This is a genomic window from Fumia xinanensis (assembly GCF_014384905.1).
Taxonomy (GTDB): domain Bacteria; phylum Bacillota; class Clostridia; order Oscillospirales; family Ruminococcaceae; genus Fumia; species Fumia xinanensis.
Map to the genome: position 1 here is coordinate 306,127 of NZ_JACRSV010000002.1, position 18,220 is coordinate 324,346.

Sequence of the window (18,220 nt, forward strand, 5' to 3'; positions counted from 1 at the left end):
GAGCGGCATGAAAAAGATCTTCAACAAAAAAAATCTCTTCACTCTCTTGGCTGTTGTTCTCGGTTACCTGCTTATCTTCTTTTTAGTGGAGCAGAATATTCTTTCCCGTCAGTATAGAAGCCTCCTCGTTCCCATCGGTGTCAACGTGATTTTGGCGGTATCCTTAAACCTCACCACTGGCTTTCTTGGTGAGTTGACCTTAGGCCACGCCGGATTTATGGCGGTGGGTGCTTATGCAGGATGTCTTGTGAGCATATCCATGCCCGGTCTGCCCCCTCTGCTCAACCTGTTTATCGCGTTGATCGTTGGCGGACTGGTAGCGGCTGTGTTCGGCGTCATCATCGGCGTACCGGTCCTGCGCCTCAAAGGCGACTATTTGGCTATCGTTACCCTGGCTTTCGGCGAGATTATCCGCTCAGTGATTGTCAACTTAGGCTTCACTGGAGGAGCCGCTGGCCTGAAAAACATCCCCAAAAATTCCAACTACACTGTTGTGTACGTGGTGATCGTCATTACCATTTTGGTCATTGTGAACTTAGTCAAGTCCCGTCACGGCCGGGCTATCTGCTCCATCCGGGAAAACCGGATCGCCGCAGAATCCATTGGCATCAACGTGACCTATTATAAGATTCTCGTATTTGTGCTGGCGGCGTTTTTTGCTGGCGTCGCGGGTGTGCTTTACGGACAGAACCTGGGTTATCTTCAGCCCGCTACCTTCGACTACAACAAATCCATCGAGATTCTCGTTATCGTTGTTTTGGGCGGTATGGGCAGTATCAAAGGCTCTGTTATTTCCGCCATCATTGTCACTTTGCTGCCGGAAGTGCTCCGCGGCGCAGACGACTACCGCATGCTCATCTATGCGATTGTCCTCATCGCCATGATGCTGTTAAATGGCTCGCCCAAAGTGGCTGAATGGAAGGAAAAACTCTTCTCGAAACTCCGTTTTTCCAAAAAGCGCCCTCTGGCCCAGAAAGGAGAATAAGATATGGCTTTACTGGAAGTAAAAAACTTAGGCATCTCCTTCGGCGGGCTGCGGGCTGTGGACGATTTTAACATCTCGGTGGAGAAAGGGCAGCTCTACGGTCTCATCGGCCCCAACGGCGCCGGTAAAACCACCGTCTTTAACCTTCTGACTGGAGTGTATAAGCCCACAAGAGGCGCATTTTCCTTAGATGGCGTCAATCTGACCGGCAAGACCCCTTTGCAGATCAGTAAAGCCGGCATCGCCCGTACCTTTCAGAATATCCGGCTCTTCAACAAGATGACGGTGCTCGACAACGTCAAAGTGGGACTCCACAACCAAAAAAAATACTCCCTGCTTTCCGGCATCCTCCATTCCCCCTCCTATTTTAAAGAGGAAAAGGCCATGGACGAGAAGGCGATGGAGCTTTTAAAGGTTTTTGACCTGGATAAGGAAGCGGCATTTTTAGCCTGTAATTTGCCCTACGGCAAGCAGCGAAAGCTGGAGATCGCCAGGGCTTTGGCGACAAATCCGAAGCTTCTGCTCTTAGATGAGCCGGCGGCAGGTATGAACCCGAATGAAACGGCAGAGCTGATGGAAACCATCCGCTTTGTCCGGGATGAATTCGACATTGCGATCCTGCTCATCGAGCACGACATGCGTCTTGTCACCGGAATCTGCGAAGAAGTCACGGTATTGAACTTCGGCACCGAGCTGGCCCACGGCAAAACCGAGGAAACCCTCAAAGATCCGAAGGTCATAACCGCATATCTGGGAGAATAAGAGGGAGAACCCCGATTTGTGCCTTTTGGCATAAATTCCGGAAAGGAATGGTACAATTAATGGCAATGCTAGAAGTAAAGGATTTACAGGTATACTACGGCATGATCCAGGCCATCAAGGGAATCTCCTTTGAGGTCAACGCCGGAGAGGTTATCGCTCTGATCGGCGCAAACGGCGCGGGAAAAACTACCACCCTGCACACCATAACAGGATTGGTCCCCGCTAAGGCAGGGAGCATCGTCTTTGAAGGGGTGGACCTTTTAAAGACCCCTGCCCACAAAATTGTTTCCCTGGGGATGGCCCACGTGCCGGAAGGACGCCGGATTTTCCAGCAGCTTACCGTTTATGAAAACCTGAAACTGGGAGCCTACACTCGGAAAAACAAGCAGGAGATCCAGGAGTCCTTCGCGCGGGTCTACAAACGTTTTCCCCGTCTGGAGGAGCGGAAAAATCAGGTGGCAGGCACCTTGAGCGGCGGCGAACAGCAGATGCTCGCCATGGGAAGAGCTCTCATGTCCCATCCGAAGATCATCCTCATGGACGAACCCTCCATGGGCCTTTCGCCCATCTTCGTTTCTGAGATTTTTGACATCATCCGGGAAATCAGCGAAAGCGGCACTACCGTGTTGCTGGTGGAGCAGAACGCGAAAAAAGCTCTCTCCATCGCCGATAGAGCTTACGTCCTCGAGACGGGCAACATTGTTTTGAGCGGCGACGCCAAAGACCTGATGAACGACGATTCAGTCAAAAAAGCATACTTGGGCGAATGAACCCAGCGGTTTTATCTGATACAGCCAGAAAGGATGGAGGATTTTGATGCAGAATACGGTCATTACCATCGCCCGCGGCTACGGCAGCGGCGGAAAAACCATCGGCAAGATGCTGGCGGAGGATTTGGGCATCCATTTCTACGATCGGGAGCTTTTGCGCCTCGCTTCCGACGACAGCGGCATCCATGAGCGGCTGTTCGGGCAGGCGGATGAGAAGATCAAAAAAAGTCTCTTCATGCCCGGCACCCACGTTTATAAAGGGGAGCTGTTTCCCCCGGAAAGCGACGAGTTTGTCTCCAACGACAATCTGTTTAATTACCAGGCCAAAATCATTAAAGAGCTTGCTTCCACCCACTCCTGCGTCATCGTGGGCCGCTGCGCCGACTATGTGCTGAAGGGGATGGACAACGTGGCACGTATTTTTGTTTACGCGCCGTTTGAGTCCTGTGTCCAAACCGTTATGGATATGTACACCATGGAGCGCCGGGCTGCGGAGAAAATTGTAACCTCCACCGACAAGCACCGCAGCGCCTACTATAAATACTACACCGGCCAGGATTGGGACAATGCCAAAAACTACGATTTATCCTTAAACAGCGAACAGCTCGGCTTTGAAAAATGTGTCGAGATTATCAAAGGTTATCTCAAAGTGCGGTTTGATTGATGAGAACCCGTCGCGGAAAAACGCGGCGGGTTTTCACATATACCGATCAACCATATCATACCCATATAGTAAGCAGAAATATAAACTTTTTGGAAAGAGTCCTACCATATGTTGTGTGCTGGGACAAGAATATGATATAATAAATAATAAAAATAGCTGTTTTACTAGGATAATAGATTGAGATTATCTATGCTGTTTTTTGTTACGGTTGAGGAAGAAAATCTCCGATTTTCCTCTAGTAATAAAAAATAGTATCGTTGCGGCCATGAACTGCCCGCAATATGCCTGTCGAATCAGGCATATGCAATCCGCGACACGGATTGCAACTATTATTTAACAATTTGGTTTTTCAAAAGGCGTATGCCTTTAGATGGATTTCCCGCATAAAATGCGGGAAAAAGAAAGCAAATTATAAAAAATACATTTTATCAGCGTCAATTTGCCATCAAAATCCATCGCCCGCTGTTTAGCAACACTGTAACCAGACGGAATTTGCATATGACATGTGACATAAAAACGGAAAGGAGGAGAAAATTTGTCCTTCGCCATATTGATCTGCGCCCTTGTTCTCATCGCCTGCATTATCTCCAACAAATTTTCAAACAAAATCGGCGTTCCGGTGCTACCTTTGTTCATCATCCTTGGAATGCTCATGGGGTCCGACGGAATTTTCGGCATCGAATTCAGCGATTTTCACCTAGCCGAGCAGGTCTGCTCCGTCGCCCTCATCTTCATCATGTTTTACGGCGGCTTCGGCACCAACTGGAAGATCGCAAAGCCTGTCGCTGTCCAATCGGTGTTGCTCTCGACGTTGGGAGTCGTCGTCACCTCGGTACTGGCGGGACTTTTCTGCCATCTGGTGCTGAAAACTTCTCTACTGGAAGGGCTGCTCATCGGTTCGGTTATCGGCTCCACCGACGCCGCATCGGTTTTCTCCATCCTTCGTTCCAAAAAACTCAATTTAAAGCACAACCTGGCCTCGCTCCTAGAGATCGAAAGCGGGAGCAACGATCCCACCGCTTATATGATGACGATGATTTTTCTGTCACTCATGTCGGCCCAGAAAACCGGTACATTTGTCTGGATGATTCTGGCCCAGATCGGTTTTGGGCTTCTCTTTGGATTCGGCGTGGCGATTTTGTCCGTCTGGGTGCTTAAGCGCCTGAACTTTGAAAACAGCGGCATCCAGGCCATTTTTGTCGTGGCGATCGCTTTGGCAGCTTATGCCCTTCCGTCGGTACTGGGCGGAAACGGATACTTAAGCGTTTACATCACCGGCATCGTGCTGGGCAACAGCCGCATCCGGCAGAAGGTGGAGCTAGTTCACTTCTTCGATGGCCTCACCTGGATGATGCAGATCGCTTTATTTTTCGTTATTGGTCTCCTGTCCTTCCCGTCTCAGATTCCCCAGGTTATTGTGCCCTCGCTTCTCATTGCCCTGTTTTTGACCTTTGTGGCTCGTCCGGCGGCGATTTTCCTTATTCTCACGCCCTTTCGGACGCCCCTTAAACATCAGCTGCTGGTGGCCTGGTCGGGGCTGAGGGGAGCGGCGTCTATCGTGTTCGCCATCTACGCGGTGGTCAGTCCTGCCTATACCAAAACCGATATTTTCCACATCGTTTTCTGCGTGGCGCTTTTGTCGGTTTCAATGCAGGGGACATTGCTGCCGGTGTTTGCCCGGAAGCTGGGACTCGTGGATAACGAGGAGACAGTCATGAAGACCTTCAACGACTACCAGGACGACCGGGATCTGAGCCTCATTGAAATCCCAATGGAGGAAGGGCATCAGTGGTGCGGGATGACCCTAAGGGAAATCCATCTGCCCCAGAATATGGTGGTGCTGATGATCCGTCGGGACGGCAAAACGATTCTGCCCAAGGGTACCACTAAAGTGCGGTCTCAGGACGTTCTTGTCCTGGGAGGCGCTCCTTATCGGGAGGACGGCACAGTGCTTCTCACCGAAGAGGAGGTGGGGGAAGACCACCCTTGGGCCGGCCAAAATATCCAAGACATTGCCTTTCCCAGCCAACGGATGATTGCCGTCATTCGCCGGGGAAACCAGGTCATCATTCCCAGCGGTGGCACAACCCTGCTGACAGGGGATCTGCTCATTCTCAGCAGCGCTCCCCAGGAAGAACCGGAGCCTCTTTCGCTCAATGGTTAACAAAAAGCCTGCGTCCTAAACAGACGCAGGCTTTTTCAGTGCTGTGGATTAAAGAGTCTCAGGCTCAAAGTCTGGGCATTTTTTTGCGATTTCGCTGTAAGCTTCTTCATCGACGAAAATCATCACGTCGGGGTGGAAGCGGAGGATGGAAGCGGGAACCTGGGGAGTCACAGGGCCGAAAACGGTGTCATAAATGATAGGGGCTTTCCCTTTTCCATTGGCCATGAGAATGATTTTTTTCGCTTTCATAATAGTGCCAATGCCCATGGAAATTGCCTGTTTCGGCACGTCGTCCATGCTGGCGAAGAAGCGGGCGTTGGCTTGAATGGTGCTCTCAGTCAAATCCACCACATGAGTGCACTCGGGAAATTCATCACAGGGTTCGTTAAATCCGATGTGGCCGTTGTTGCCGATGCCCAGGAGCTGGATGTCCACGCCGCCCATGCTGGCGACAATGTTCTCGTAATTAACGCACTCGGCTTCCGGATCAGCGGCAAGGCCATTGGGGACGAAGGTCTTTGCCTTGTCGATGTCCACATGGTCAAAGAGGTTATGGTTCATAAAATAACGGTAGCTCTGGTCGTTGTCACCGGAAAGGCCGATGTACTCGTCCAGGTTGACAGTGCGGACTTTGCCGAAATCCACACGGTCCTCATTATACTTGCGGACCAGTTCCTCATACATGCCGATGGGGGTGGAACCGGTGGCGAGGCCCAACACCGATTCGGGCTTCAGTGTAATCTGTGCCGCAAAGATACGGGCCACTTTTGCACACATTTCTTGGTAATTTTTCGATTTAATCAGTTTCATATCGGTCACCTTCTCAAAAGATTTAGAAAACAACGTCTCTTTTTCTATTTTATCACAAATAGGGGACAGGGTCTAGGGAATTTTGGAAAAAAGCCCCTTTCTATCTTAGGACTGTCATTATTCCTAAATTTTTGGTAAAACAAACGATTAACCTTGCAATTTTTTAACGTGTGCAATAAAATGGAAGAGGATAGAGAACGGAAAGGATGGGGAAGTATGACGAAAATTTCGGGAATCGGATTTCATCACGCGGGGCTTGCTTCGGCAGATTTAGAGCGCTCGCTGAAGTTTTACATCGACGGCCTGGGCGGCAGGCTGATGAGGAGCTGGGGCGAGGGCAAAGACCGCATCGTCATGGTGGACATGGGCGGCGGCGCGGTGCTGGAGATCTTCGCAAACGGGGCAGCCGCCCCGGAGCAAAACGGCCGTTTTATCCACTTTGCTTTTCAGGTGGACAGCCCGGATGAAGCCTATGGGGCCGCTTTGTGTGCGGGAGCTACCTCTCATATGGAGCCGCAGGATATGGAGCTTCCTTCCGAGCTTCCCTGTCTCATTCGAGTGGCCTTTGTTAAAGGTCCCGATGGGGAAATCCTCGAATTTATTCATCAAAAGTAAGACATGTCACCTCGCGAGACCGACCATGGCGAAAGGAAGTTCATATGGCTGTTTCCAATATGCGAGTTTCCCTGCAACAAGACATCGAAAAAATATGGTCGGTGGTCACCGACCTTTCAAATTGGTCCTGGCGCAGCGATTTGAGCAAAATAAAAGTGCTGGAGCCTCATAAAAAGTTTGTGGAGTACACAAAAGACGGGTTTCCCACCACCTTTACCATCACGGCGCTGGAACCTATGACCCGCTACGCCTTTGATTTGGAAAATGACCGGATCAAAGGTCATTGGGAGGGGCTGTTCACCCAGTCGGAGGGCTTTGTATCCCTCGATTTCACCGAGACGGTGACTCCAAAGAGTGTTTTAATGAGGCCCTTCATGAAGCCTTATCTCAAAAAACAGCAGAGCCAATATTTTGCAGATTTACAAAGGGCGCTTAAAAATTGCTCCAAATAAAAAACAGGCGGAGAACTCGTTCCCGCCTGTTTTTATTGTCATTTACGCCAGAATTTCCGCTTTCCGTTCCAAAAGCCCGTTTCCGATAAGCTCTTTTTCCACATTTGCAAGGCCCAGCCGCTCAATGGTGGTGCTAAACCGCTCGCCGGGGATACCTTTCTCCTTAAAGAGCAGGATGGCCTTCTCCACTACGTCCAAAGCTTCCTCCTTGGTGAAGACCTTATTAAGCGGCGTGCCAATGCGGATGGATTTACCCCAGCGTCCGCCGATGACTACTTTGTAACCGGTCATGGTTTCCTCGGCGGCGCCGAAAGGACATTTTGTGATGCAGCGCCCACAGTTGTTGCAGATTTCCTCATCGAATACCGGCATCTTATTTTCACTGACTGCAGCCGCGCTCATGGGGCATTCCACTTCCACGGCACATTTTTTGCACTGACGGCACTTTTCTTCGTTGAGTTTGGGAATGCGCTGCCCAATGATGCCTACGTCGTTTAAGTCGGGTTTTACACAGTTGTTGGGACAACCGCCCACAGCGATTTTGAACTTGTGGGGCAGGACAACATCTTGATACCCTTCATAAAAGCGTTTGTGAATCTCCGTTCCCAGCGCCTGCGTATCGATGAGACCGAACACACAGACAGTACCTTTGCAGGCCACCACAGGACGCACCTTTTTGCCGGTGCCGCCAGTTTCTAAGCCCGCCTGCTCAATCAGCTCACGGGCGCTGGCCAAATTTTCGTAGCGAAACCCGCCCAGTTCCAGCGTCATGCGGGCGGTCATGGCGATGCTGCCGTCGCCGTATCTGCGAGCCACTTCGGTGAGGGCCGCCACTTGCTGCGCGTTCAGTACGCCGTTTTCGGTAATGATACGAATGGAAAAATGTTCCATATCCCGATTGGATAAAATTCCCGCCCCTTTGAGGGCTGTTCTGATTTCTGGTGTAATGTTTGCCGCCATTGATTGCCATCCTTTCATAAGTTCCGCATCGTTTAAGCCCCATCGCCGCTGGTACAGCGATTTTGAAATACCGTCTGCGGAACCGTTATCCTTTCCCCGAAGGGAGACAAGCCGTTCACATTGTCTCCCTCGTATTTCTCTGCCTGTACAGTGATTTCAGCAGGAAATTTGTAACAATCCAATTATAGCATCCTCGAGTTCATAAGTAAATTCATATCTCTAATGATGAATATAAGAAAAATGTAATGAAAAATCCAAAGCCAGATAAAAACAGCGGCTGTCCAGCAGGATATGCCGGACAGCCTATTAATAGTATCAGCCTGTAAAAATTTGGATTACCGATCCTTGATCATTTGGATGTAGTCCAGTTCCTCGTACCCCAATCGGCGGTAAAGAGAAATGGCCCGTTCATTGCAGTGGGTTACCTCCAGCCGAAAGCGTCGCACATCCGGAAATTCTTTTTCCGCAAATGCAAAAAGCTCTTTGCCGAGGCCGCACCCTTGAAATTCCGGAATAACATAAGCTTCTTCCAGCAGGCAGGCAAGGCCTCCAGCCTCATTGGAATAGGTGAAGGACAAAAGAGCGTACCCGGCGGTTTTTCCTTCCATTTCGAAGATATAGCCCTTTGCATAGGGACTTCCAGCCAGAATTTCATCCAGCGTATGATGAAAATACTCTGTGGGAACGGTGTGGAGACAGGCGGAAGAATGGTAAAACTCGTCCGCTAACCGGACGAAAATCTCCCGATCCTGTTCCGTCAAAGGTCGAAGCATGATAAAACTTCCTTTCATATTCAGATAGAATGATTACCAATATAACAAAGTTTCCATGCTTTGTCAATGCGTATAGTCCTATTTTGTAGTGCTTTTTATAATATCTTTTTGAATATTGATTCAATAAATCAAAAATATTAATATAGAGAAAAAGGAGGTTTTATGATGAAAAAAATAGGATGCTTTTTGTTGACTGTTTGCGTTATGCTAAGCGTTCCATCAGTGGCCTTCGCCCATCCCGGACGACTGGATGCAAATGGAGGCCACTACAACCGAAAAACAGGGACATATCATTATCATCGCGGGACGGGAAGTTCTTCCACCAGTTCTTGGGCGGGTTCGTCGTCCAGTACCTCAAACTCCGGCTACTACAACAAATGGGTCTGCAAAAATGGAAAATGGTATCATTACAACAGCTCTGGCAGCAAGGATTCAGGGTGGCTCCAGGATGCCGGCCACTACTATTATTTGGACAGCAGCGGCCAGATGAAGAAAGGCTGGTATTTTGACCAATACTGGTACTATCTGGACAACAGCGGCAGGATGCTCACGGAATGGCAGTTTATCGGCGACAGCTGGTACTACCTAGGCAGCGACGGCGCCATGGTAAAGGGCTGGAAAAAAATTGACGGGCTTTGGTACTATTTTGACAGCAAGGGAAAAATGGCCAGAGGCTGGAAAAAAATCGGCGGTGATTGGTACTATTTCAGCCAGAAGGGCGTTATGCAGACCGGGACTCACACCATTAACAGCGTAGCATACACCTTTGACAGCCATGGAAAACTGACCGCCTAGGCAAGCCGCTCAAAAAACTCAAAATATGTTGTAAAGCACGGTGCAGCCTTTGCTGCGCCGTGCTTTATTTTTCCAGCTGCGAAAGCTGATGCATTGCCCAAAATCCCGCGGCAAACAAGATGGGACAAATCAGCAATTCCCATCCTTCCGGGACACCGGGAAATACCTGTAACACCGATCCGATGATGAAACCTAAAATGACAAGATAAGTTCCCTGGGGAAACCGGGACATCAGTTTGTCAATGAGCTTGGTTGTGGCTAGGATGCCGAGGATCAGGCCGACCCCCATAGGCACCAGATAAGAAATCTGGAACCCACTTAACGCTTCCATTGTGCGGGAGTACATGCCCATCATCAAAAGCATATAAGATACACTGATACCAGGCAGTACCAGCGCGATAGCCGCCACAAACCCAGCCGCAAGCAGCATCAGGACGCCGAACCAACCGGAATAGCTGTTTTGGGGCATCAAATCCTGTGGGATCAAGCCCATGAGCACCACGATTCCCACCCCGACGCAGGGATAGACAACCGTTTTAACCGAAAGTTTCGTGACGCCGGATTGGTGATAAATAAGGGGCACACTTCCGGCTACCGCACCGATGAAAAAATACATCATTGGCATAGGAAAGGTGTCCACCAAATAAAGAAGCGGTTTTGCCAGCAGTAGCATACCCAGCCCTGCCCCTAGGCAGAAAACCGCCAGAAACTTTAGATTTTGCTTCCAGTTTTGCCGTAAAGAGCTGATGGCGTCAATGAGGTCACTGTAAATATTAAGCATCATGGCCATAGTGCCGCCGCTGACCCCCGGAACCAGCATGGAACTGCCGATGGCGAAACCTTTTGCCGCCGTCGGCAGAAATTTTTGTTTCATAGGATGTCCCCGCATTTCCAATAAATTTCTTCTTTTTCAATATATTACCACAAAAAGGGGATTCATGTAGAAAAACTCCAAAAGTTTTACAAAAACTTGACACAGGGGTATTTCACCGGGCTTAAATCAAAAATTTGTGCGCATAATAGGTGAAAAAGCAAAAGGAGCGAAACTATGAATATCACCTTTCAAAAAAATGCTGTGACCCTATTGGGAACGCCCTTGAAAGAAGGGGAAAAAATGCCGGATTTTACCGTCTGCGACAACTCTCTGCAAGAGGTGAAGGGAGGCGATTTAAGCGGCGTCCGCATTTTCGCCGTGGTACCGTCGCTGGATACGGGAGTCTGCGATCTGGAGATAAAGCGTTTCAATGAAAAAGCCTCCCAGTACCCGGACGTAAAGCTTTACGCCGTAAGCCTTGATCTCCCCTTCGCACAGGCAAGGTGGTGCGGCGCAAACGGGGTCAACGCTGTCACGACGCTGTCCGATTATCGGGAACGGGATTTTGGGCGAGTCACCGGAACCCTCATCCAGGAGCTGTCTTTGCTGACCAGGGCCATTTTCCTAGTGGACGACGACAATGTGGTACGGTATGTGGAATATGTGCCCGAGATCACTGACCATCCTGACTATGATACGCTGGAGCAGAAGCTGAATCAGGTGATCAGAGCACAATAAATACAAAAAGAGGGCGGAAATTTCCGCCCTCTTTTCAATATGTATACAAATCTTCAAGAATGTCCTTCACGTGGACGGGATAAACTTTTTTCCGGCTCAGCAGCTTAAAAATTTTCTCTGCTGTAGCTCGGTCATGGGAAATGTCCCGGCACAGGCAGTAATCGGTTTTGGTCTGCCCTTTTATGTAGCATTCAATGCCGTATTCGCCGTCGCCCTCCCGGACAAGGTTATAAATGATGGTGTTTCGGGGAGAACGGTAGTGAAGATTGTTGACACGGGTACAACTGCAAATCGTATCCATAAGATGACCACCCTTATTCAGTTTTCTGTTTCAATGGAGCGCCTAAAATTCTGATAAATAAAAATTTCGTCAGCCGCATTTGGTGCGGGTTTATATTTATTATAACGCGAATCTTTTGCCGAAGCAAAGGTAATAATTTCCGCAGATACATCAAAAACAGCGGTATTTGGGCGTTTTGGGGGATTTTTGCATTCTTCCATTTATTACTATTCTGTGTACAAAAATACCCTTCCCGCGGCGGGAAGGGTATTTTGGATTTAAAGGGAAACCGCTTCGTGAAGCACCTGTATCTCGTCTAAGAACATAGTGCCGGAAGAAGCGTCCGGGGTCAGACTGATGCGCACCGCATCGGCCAAAAGGCTTTGCCCGCCGGGAACGGTGTAGCATAGCGTAAAGGGGACGATATTTCCTTCGGGAGAAGCCCGGCCTTCGTCGGAATCATAAGCGGTGATCCAGCTTCCGGCTTCGTCCCGGTATTCCACCTTGAAGTGGGAGGGATTGCGGATACCGTCGGCGTTGTTGTCCCAGCCGCTGACAATTACCTGCTGGAAGGATTTTATGCCTCCCAACTCAAAGGTGATCTGAGCGGCTGAATCCCCCTGCCGATTAAACCCGGCAATACGGGCGGTGTCCCAGGAGTTTTGGGCCAATTCCCCATCGGTGAGCTTCGTCCGCGATGGGTCATTTGCCATGCCGTGGAACTGCCCGTCCGTCCAGTTGGTCGTATAGAAAAGTCCTTTAATCAGATCGTTTTCGGGCACGACGACCTGGCTGCCCCAGGCTTCTACTTCGTCTAAGAACATGGTGCCGGAAGAAGCGTCGTGAGTCAGGGTGAGGCGGAGCTTTTGAGCGATGACGGTTTCACCGGAGGGAACGAGATAGTCAAACTGGAAGGGAACCTCTTCCCCGGAGACCGAAGCCCGGCTCAACTCAGCGTCGCAGAGGGTGAGCCAGTTTCCGGCGGCATTTTGGTATTCCACTTTCCAGTGGGAGGGGTTCCGGACGCCGGAAGCGTTGTTGTCCCAGCCGCTGAAATCCACTTTGCTCAGTCGTGTGGCGGAGCCCAGGTCAAAGGTCAGGGTGACGGGCTCGGAGCCGTTTTTGTTGAAGCCCGCCACCCGGTTCCAGTCCCAGGTGCCGGTGGCCCGCTGGCCGTCGGTGAGCTTTGTGCGGCTCGAGTCCGGCGCGCTGCCGTGATAGTTTGCGTCCGCCCAGTTGGTGGTGTAGGTCCGTCCGCTGAGGACGTTCCCGTCGTCGGAAACCGATTCGGCGCCGATGATGCGGATTTCGTCCAAAAACATGGTGCCGGAGGAGGCGTCGTGGGTCAGGGTAATACGGACTCTGCGGGAAGAAAAGTTCACGTTCGCGTCCAGCTGATAGGGAATTTCGTACCCTTCCGGGGAGGCGCGGCCAAAGTCCTTGTCGGAGGCGGTGGCCCAGCCGCCGATACTCTCGTCATAGTATTCCACCTTGATGTGGGAGGGGTTGCGGATACCGGAGGCGTTGCCATCCCAGCCCAACACGCTGACCGCTTCCACGTCTTTTTTGGCTCCCAGGTCAAAGGTCAGCGTCACGGGTGCTGCGCCGTTTTTGTTGAAGCCGACGATGTTTTGAGCTTCCCAGGGGCTTCCCGCAAACTGATTGTCGGTGAGCTTTGTACGGTTAACGTCCTGTCCGCTGCCGTGGTAATTTTCGTTTGCCCAGTTGGTGGAATAGGCAATGCCCGCCGCCAGATTGCGGTTTAGAGCGTTGCTTTGGGCATGTTTGAGAGTAAGCGTTGCCGTCACGGCTACATTGCCGCTTGTGGGCTGCCGGTAGCCCGCTGGTGTCTCATAGGATGCAGTAAAAGTTTGAGGAGCAGTGCTTTTGGGGTCGAAGCTCTGGCAGCTCCAGCTGACCGGTACGGTAACCGTTCCGCCCTGATAGGTGAGAGCGACGGTTGCGGGAAGTTTCTCTGCCGCCTTGGACGCGGTGGTCAGGCCCTCGTCCCGGTGGACCGTCACAGCGGGAATTTCACTAAAACCGGTGAGGGGAGTCGCGGCGGCCGTGACATCCCGGCCGAAGATTTCCACTTCGTCTAAAAACATCGTGCCGGAATAGGGGTCGTGGGTCAGAATAAACCGCACCTTTTGAGCGGTAACGGTAGTTCCTTCCGGAACAGCAAAGCTCAGCTTATAAGCTAAGTCGTTGCCTTCCGGTGAACTGCGTCCCACCTCCTGGTCGATGGCTTTGGCCCAGATCCCGGTCTGCTCGTTTAAGTACTCGACAGCGATGTGGGAGGGATTGCGCACCCCAGAGCCGTTGCTGTCCCAGCCACAGACGGAAAACTCGGTCAGCTCCTGCTTTTTGCCCAGATCAAAGGTCAAAATAACAGGAGAATCCCCGTTTTTGTTAAATCCTACGTTGTTTCCGTTCCAGATGCCGCCGGCGCGGACACCGTCGGTGAGCTTTTTGCGGTTTATGTCCGGGTAACCGCCGTGGTAGCTCGAATTAGCCCAGTTGGTGGTATAGGCCTTGCCGCGGATGAGATTCTGCTGGGCGGGAAGGTCGGGGTTTTCCGTCTGAGCAGTCTTTAACGTCAGGGTGCCGGTGACGGAAACCGCGCTGTCGGTGGGCTGCCGATAGCCGGCGGGAGTCTCATAGAATGCGGTGAAGGTCTGGGGCACGAGTTTTTGGGGGTCGTAATCGGCGCAGGCCCAGTTTATCACATTAGCCGTGACAGTGCCGCCGTCGTAGGAAAGCTGCACCTGTTTCGGCATCCGCAGGGCGGCCCGGGCGGAGGTAGTCAGGAAATCGTTGTCCTCCACCGTGATGGAAGGAGCGGTAAATCCGGTGATGACCGGTTTTCCTACGTCGGCGGGATCCTGGCATCCACTCAGGTCACTATTGCCCCAAACCTCGATTTCATCAGTGAGGACGACGCCGGCATTTTGGGTGTAAGTCACCCGAATGTAGCGGGCTTTCCAGGGAATCCCCGGCAAGAACCGGGCGGAAAAGAATTTCGAGACCGGTATCGCCGGGGTGCCGCCGATGTACTCGTTGTGGACGCTCACCCAGTTGCTTCCGTCGTTTGAAAGTTCCACTTTAAAGCTGGTGGGCAGGTACAGGGCGTAGTCGGAATTGACCACAAAGGAGGCCGAAACCTGATGAATGGCCTTCTGCGCGCCCAAATCGATGACGGTGGAGACGGGAACGTCCACGCCGCTACCGTTGCTGCGGCCGGTGTAGAGGTTCCGGTCTGCGTTGAAATACCGGGGGTCGGCGACAGTGACGCCGTCGGTCAGTTTTACGCCGTCGTCCGGGTCGCTCCAGCTGCCCGCCGCTCCCGCAGGAACGGATACTGTGTAGGGACGGCCTTTGGACAGCAGGGTGAAGCCCGGTTCAGAGGGGAGCGCGTCGGTTTTCGCCAACACCCGAAGCTCTGAGATAAAGGTGAAGCCCGCCGGGACGGACAGCTTGACGTACCGGCCCTGCACCTCGGAAGTTTTGGCGTAGGAATAGGTGTAGACGGCGTTTTCCGGCGCACCGGCTGGAACCGAACCGTTTACAAAGCTCGTCCAGTTTTTGCCGTCGCTGGAATAGCTGAAGTTGAGCGCTCCGGGATAGGTGACGCCGCCTTCTGCCACGGCGTTTAAGAGCACTGCCTGCACGCCCTGGAAAGGCTTGACTGCCCCCAAGTCCAATACGATGTCCCGGGCGGCGTTAAAGCCCACCCAACGCCAGTCGTAGATCGTGGCGTCGCCCACGAGGCCGTCGGTCAGGGCCTTGAACCGGGCGTCGTAATACCGTTCCGCCGGAGGGGCGCTGACAGTGTAGGGGCGGTTTAGGGCTAAATTCGCGGCGTTGTCGATGTCAAATTCGCCGCTCTGGGCGAGATTCAGGTTGCCGTCCGCTGGGGCGCTGTCGGCAATGGAGAGAACCTTCACGTCGTCGATGGCCATCCAGTTGGCCGCGCCAAAGTCGAGAAGCAGCCGGATGTGCCGGGCGGTGATCCGCTTGCCATTTTGAGTGCGGTAGATGAACTCTTTGTTGGTTTCCGGGCCGCCCATGGCGGTAGAGCAGATGGTCGTCCAGTTAGAGGGCGTTCCGGTGTCGTTGGAAATCTGAATCGTCACTTTGCTGGGCCGCCCGATTCCCAAAGCGCCCGCCAGTGTGCTGATGTTCACCTGCTGGAAAGATTTTCTGCCCCCAAGATCGAAGGTAAAGTCGGCAGAAGAAAGGGAATTGTAGTTCCGGTTAAAGTACCCCGCTATGCCGTCCTCACAGAGGATTGCCCTTCGGTTGTCGGTGAGCTTTGTGCGGCTGGGGTCGTTTATATAGTTTCCGGCGCCCTGATTGGGGTCTCCCACCTTCATGCCGGTGGTGTAGGTGACGCCGGCAAGGATGTTATTGGGATCTGAAACCTCGTCATAGGTGTCTATGTAGGGCTTTTTCGTGTAAGTCCCCCGCATGACCTGATAGGCGTAGTCGTAAATGGCACGGGCTTTACTGTTGGGGGAAATCGCGCATTTGTAGTAGGTGCGCACGTCGTTATACCAGCAGCGGAACACCCCGGGGCCACGAAAACCCTGTTCTACAGAGGCGTTGAAGTAGTCGAGGCCTTGGTTGTATTTATCGACGTTTGTTAAAAGCCTGTCGTCGATCTCCAGCTCCAGGCCGATACCCGCGTAAGCCGCTAACTTTGCGGCATTGACTACCTGCTTCGTCCCAATCAGCCCGATGTCGTTTTCGTTGTAGGCATCGGGGAAGAAGTGGTTGGGCTGGTAGGCCACTGCGTCGAACTGCAAATCCTTGCCGTACAGGGCTCCAGGAACGGTATAGTAGGGAATCCAGAAGAACTTGTAGCCCTTGTTGTGAACCTGGTTTGCGGTGTAGCGGATGCGGTCTACCCGGTTGACGGCCTCATCCAGCCAGTAATAGCCCGCCAGTTCCACATAGGAGTAGTTCCCGCTGTTAAAACGGGATTCGGTTTGATTGATGAACCAGTTGACTGCCGACTGGTAGCCGCTGTCTGTGCTCAAATTGTAGTAGTTTCCGCTCAGCGGCCCGAAGCTGGTGTACCGCTGGTCGGGGTAGGGGATGGACATGACGAATTTCACTTTGTAATTGGGGTCTCCTAAAGCGAGGGAGGTTTGACGGGCCGCCTCATTGAGAGCTGCCAGGTCGCCGTTCGCTTTAAAGGTCTTGTCCATAACCCAGTTCCAGTCTCGGCCCTGGGCATATTGGCTGGTGTTAGCTGGGGCCGCAAAGTCGCAGCCGTAGGGGGAGCGCAGAGCCAAAAACAGGACGGCGTCAAACATCTTGTCCTGGGCCCGGCCGTATTTATCGTAATAGGCGAGGAGGGGCTTGAACTGTTCGGCGTTCCAGTCGCCCGTGTTGCCGTCGTAATAACCGTTATAACACAGTACCATGTCCTGAATGCCGGCTGTAGCAGTACCGGGCTTCTGGTAGTTCGTACTGTTGTCCAGCGTGGTCAGATTTCCGGGAGGCAGGGAACCTGCGGCCTCGCCGTCCACGCCGGTGACCTCGATTTCATCGATGAGGTTTAACCCCCTCGTCTGGAAATCGAACCGGACGTATTTGGCCCGGTAGACCGAGTTGTCGTCCCAGCTCAGGTCTGTGTACAGGCCGTTTGTGTTGGACACGTGCCATCCATAGCTGTGGATGCCGCTGGACCACTGGTCGATGATGGACGTCCGGCTCATGGGCATCCAGTTTGTTCCGTCCATGGACGCAAAGGTACAAACCATGGTAGGTTGTCCGGCGCCTGCCGACGAGCTTGTCAGGAAAGTGCCCTTGATGGAACTGATTGATTTTGTGCCGCCCAAATCGATGACCACCGATTTTAGAGGCCACCGGTCCACCGGCTTTCCAGTGGGGGAGGAGGTCTGGTAATAACCGCTCCAGGCGCTGTTATTGGCGTTGGTGTTGCCCTTGACGCCGTCGGTCAGCTCATGTCCGGTGCTGTCAGGGTAGTTGTTAGGCGTTTCCGCCTGATGGATAAAATAGGACTTTCCCCGAGCGACATTGTACGCCCCCGACAGGGCATACGTAGACGTTTCCGCAGCTAATGCCTGCGCTGGCAGGATGCTCCCCATAATAGTCAATGCGGTAACTGCGGAAAGCAAGGTTCTTCCCAGGTGTTTGACCCGTTTCATTTTGAATTCCTCCTTCAAATCTCTTTCTCTCCATATCTCGCTGTATTCTCCGGGAATTCGCGTGGGTTTCTGACTACAGCCTCCTTTCCTAATTAGCAAAATATATAAAAGTTATTCATATATTTGCTATATATTATGAATAATAACATGAAAGGAATACTAAATTCGTCGAAGACAGTCGAGGATTCAAAGGCGGGTAAAAGTAAAAATTCCATTTTGCAGGGCCTTTTGATGAACTTGTTATATATATGGCCGAATTTTTGGGCAAAAAAAGACAAAGCCAAAACAAGCATTGCTCCCTATGCTTGTTTTGGCTCTATAAACGCATAAAAATATTTTATCGTCTGCCTGTTTTTTACGGTGAAGGCCCTTCTGCCATTCAGAATTCCAAATGGTCGATAGCTGCAACTCCCACGTGGATAGATTCTTCCATAGCAGATCCTCCCCAAATAATGTATA

17 protein-coding genes are annotated in these 18,220 nt (G+C 51.8%); 9 read left to right on the plus strand and 8 right to left on the minus strand.

Features of this window, described 5'->3' with window-relative positions:
- Nucleotides 1-7 precede the first annotated feature (7 nt).
- The 5 genes from H8710_RS08035 (at nt 8) to H8710_RS08055 (ending at nt 5,345) form a co-directional block, all read left to right on the plus strand.
- Nucleotides 8-985 (plus strand): branched-chain amino acid ABC transporter permease, encoded by a 978-nt coding sequence (locus H8710_RS08035; protein ID WP_249294972.1) that lies wholly within the window; start codon nt 8-10, stop codon nt 983-985.
- Between the two features lie 3 nt (nt 986-988).
- A complete protein-coding gene (locus tag H8710_RS08040) occupies nt 989-1,747 on the plus strand; it encodes an ABC transporter ATP-binding protein (RefSeq protein WP_249294973.1) in 759 nt (252 codons plus the stop codon).
- Nucleotides 1,748-1,806: 59 nt separating this feature from the next.
- Nucleotides 1,807-2,517 carry an ABC transporter ATP-binding protein gene (locus H8710_RS08045; RefSeq protein ID WP_249294974.1) on the plus strand — a complete coding sequence of 237 codons (711 nt, stop codon included), beginning with the start codon at nt 1,807-1,809 and terminating at the stop codon, nt 2,515-2,517.
- 46 nt (nt 2,518-2,563) lie between these two features.
- Nucleotides 2,564-3,181, plus strand: a complete 618-nt coding sequence (locus H8710_RS08050; RefSeq protein ID WP_249295318.1) for a cytidylate kinase-like family protein — start codon at nt 2,564-2,566, stop codon at nt 3,179-3,181.
- Nucleotides 3,182-3,716: 535 nt separating this feature from the next.
- A complete protein-coding gene (locus tag H8710_RS08055) occupies nt 3,717-5,345 on the plus strand; it encodes a potassium/proton antiporter (protein ID WP_249294975.1) in 1,629 nt (542 codons plus the stop codon).
- 48 nt (nt 5,346-5,393) lie between these two features.
- Here the strand turns inward: H8710_RS08055 and nagB are convergent, their stop codons facing one another.
- The gene (gene nagB / locus H8710_RS08060; protein ID WP_249294976.1) at nt 5,394-6,155 is read right to left on the minus strand and encodes a glucosamine-6-phosphate deaminase; all 762 of its coding nucleotides are present in this window, start codon (nt 6,153-6,155) and stop codon (nt 5,394-5,396) included.
- 216 nt (nt 6,156-6,371) lie between these two features.
- On the opposite strand from nagB, the gene H8710_RS08065 reads away from it, so the two are divergent.
- Both H8710_RS08065 and H8710_RS08070 read left to right on the plus strand, forming a co-directional pair.
- Nucleotides 6,372-6,770, plus strand: coding sequence for a VOC family protein (locus H8710_RS08065; RefSeq protein WP_249294977.1), 399 nt, complete (start codon nt 6,372-6,374; stop codon nt 6,768-6,770).
- Between the two features lie 44 nt (nt 6,771-6,814).
- Complete coding sequence (locus H8710_RS08070) at nt 6,815-7,222, plus strand: SRPBCC family protein (RefSeq protein WP_249294978.1); 408 nt, start codon at nt 6,815-6,817, stop codon at nt 7,220-7,222.
- A 42-nt stretch (nt 7,223-7,264) separates the two neighbouring features.
- Here H8710_RS08070 and H8710_RS08075 read toward each other — a convergent pair whose 3' ends face one another.
- The 3 genes from H8710_RS08075 to H8710_RS08085 all read right to left on the minus strand — a co-directional run bounded on the left by H8710_RS08075 (nt 7,265) and on the right by H8710_RS08085 (nt 8,955).
- Nucleotides 7,265-8,182 (minus strand): 4Fe-4S dicluster domain-containing protein, encoded by a 918-nt coding sequence (locus tag H8710_RS08075; protein ID WP_249294979.1) that lies wholly within the window; start codon nt 8,180-8,182, stop codon nt 7,265-7,267.
- A gap of 32 nt (nt 8,183-8,214) precedes the next feature.
- Nucleotides 8,215-8,364, minus strand: a complete 150-nt coding sequence (locus H8710_RS08080) for a hypothetical protein (protein ID WP_249294980.1) — start codon at nt 8,362-8,364, stop codon at nt 8,215-8,217.
- 153 nt (nt 8,365-8,517) lie between these two features.
- The gene (locus H8710_RS08085; protein WP_249294981.1) at nt 8,518-8,955 is read right to left on the minus strand and encodes a GNAT family N-acetyltransferase; all 438 of its coding nucleotides are present in this window, start codon (nt 8,953-8,955) and stop codon (nt 8,518-8,520) included.
- A 162-nt stretch (nt 8,956-9,117) separates the two neighbouring features.
- On the opposite strand from H8710_RS08085, the gene H8710_RS08090 reads away from it, so the two are divergent.
- Nucleotides 9,118-9,750 (plus strand): YHYH domain-containing protein, encoded by a 633-nt coding sequence (locus H8710_RS08090; protein ID WP_249294982.1) that lies wholly within the window; start codon nt 9,118-9,120, stop codon nt 9,748-9,750.
- Nucleotides 9,751-9,814: 64 nt separating this feature from the next.
- Here H8710_RS08090 and H8710_RS08095 read toward each other — a convergent pair whose 3' ends face one another.
- Nucleotides 9,815-10,624: a DUF368 domain-containing protein gene (locus H8710_RS08095; RefSeq protein WP_249294983.1), complete on the minus strand. Its 810-nt coding sequence runs from the start codon at nt 10,622-10,624 to the stop codon at nt 9,815-9,817.
- 174 nt (nt 10,625-10,798) lie between these two features.
- Between H8710_RS08095 and tpx the strand changes: the two genes are divergently transcribed.
- Complete coding sequence (tpx, locus tag H8710_RS08100) at nt 10,799-11,302, plus strand: thiol peroxidase (RefSeq protein ID WP_249294984.1); 504 nt, start codon at nt 10,799-10,801, stop codon at nt 11,300-11,302.
- A 34-nt stretch (nt 11,303-11,336) separates the two neighbouring features.
- On the opposite strand, the gene H8710_RS08105 is transcribed toward tpx, so the two are convergent.
- From H8710_RS08105 to H8710_RS08115, 3 genes are read right to left on the minus strand one after another with little or no spacing between them, the layout of a single operon-like run.
- Nucleotides 11,337-11,603 (minus strand): DUF6514 family protein, encoded by a 267-nt coding sequence (locus H8710_RS08105; RefSeq protein WP_249294985.1) that lies wholly within the window; start codon nt 11,601-11,603, stop codon nt 11,337-11,339.
- A 17-nt stretch (nt 11,604-11,620) separates the two neighbouring features.
- Complete coding sequence (locus H8710_RS08110; protein WP_249294986.1) at nt 11,621-11,803, minus strand: hypothetical protein; 183 nt, start codon at nt 11,801-11,803, stop codon at nt 11,621-11,623.
- A 57-nt stretch (nt 11,804-11,860) separates the two neighbouring features.
- Nucleotides 11,861-17,761 carry a DUF4855 domain-containing protein gene (locus tag H8710_RS08115; RefSeq protein ID WP_249294987.1) on the minus strand — a complete coding sequence of 1,967 codons (5,901 nt, stop codon included), beginning with the start codon at nt 17,759-17,761 and terminating at the stop codon, nt 11,861-11,863.
- Nucleotides 17,762-18,220: the final 459 nt, after the last annotated feature.